1 protein-coding gene is annotated in these 1,026 nt (G+C 58.8%); it reads left to right on the top strand.

The annotated features are described in order from the left end of the window. Positions 1–148 precede the first annotated feature (148 nt). Positions 149–1,026 (top strand): ATP-binding protein (locus I8N66_RS37485; RefSeq protein ID WP_291165631.1); only part of this gene is annotated, 878 nt, incomplete at its 3' end.

Below are 1,026 nucleotides of genomic sequence, written 5' to 3'. Positions count from 1 at the left end.
GTCATCAGAGCCCGATATCAAGCCGGTTCAAACAGGCGGTTAAGGCGACGCCACCCTCCTGCAATTACGCGGTTTATCCGAGCAGCATTGGCGCGCGCAGAACCGGCTCGCCCATCCATATGTCGACCCTGCACGACCCGAGGCACTGGTGTTTACTTCCACTCGACCGTTTGTGGAGGAAGAGGCCAGTGCTTGGTGGATCGCCTGTGATGCGCTCGGCGTTGCCAATCGCGAACTTCAAGCAACAGACGCGCTTTTGCGTGATGTCGGCCTGCCACCGCTCCAGGTAAACCGCGTCCGGGGCGCCGAAACGCCGGATCGTCTCTCCGCGCTGGTTCAGGTCATTGGTTGGCGCCCTGTGCTCGCCGATGTCAGAATCTCGCGGGTCGACAGGATCGTTGATTTGTTCGGTGGCGAGAAGCTCTATGGGCATCAGATGTGGGTGCCAGTCCGCGAGCTGATCCAGAACGCTGCCGACGCGATCCGCTATCGGCGGGAGCTTGAACCTGGGAATAGCGCTTATGACGGTCGGATTGTAGCCCGTTTGCGCGATGACGGCTCGGGCCATGTCTGGATTGAAGTGGAGGATGACGGACTCGGCATGTCGGAGGCGGTACTCACAGGACCGCTCATCGACTTCGGCGAGAGCTATATCTCCTCCAGTCTAGTCAAGGCTGAGCGGCCGGGCCTCTTGTCCAAGGGGCGAAAGCGTACGGGTAAATTCGGTATCGGCTTCTTCTCAGCGTTCATGATCGCTGATGAGATTACGGTGCTTTCGCGTCCTTTCGACCAAGGTGTACTTCGATCGCGAATGCTCAAATTTTCGAAGGACGCGCCGACCCGGCCGATCCTGCTGAATGCCGGCTATGACGCCACAAGCGCGACAGTGTCAACACGGGTCACGCTAAAGCTCGAACGCACGATGTTAGAGCAAGTCCTGCGCTTCGATTCGGCTTTCAGCCGCTCGGAGACACCTCTAACGTTTACGGAGATGATCGGTGCTCTCTGCCCGATGCTTGATGTCGA

It is taken from the genome of Ensifer sp. SSB1 (genome assembly GCF_016652895.1).
Lineage (GTDB): Bacteria > Pseudomonadota > Alphaproteobacteria > Rhizobiales > Rhizobiaceae > Ensifer.
This window is presented reverse-complemented; position numbering and strand designations above follow the sequence as displayed.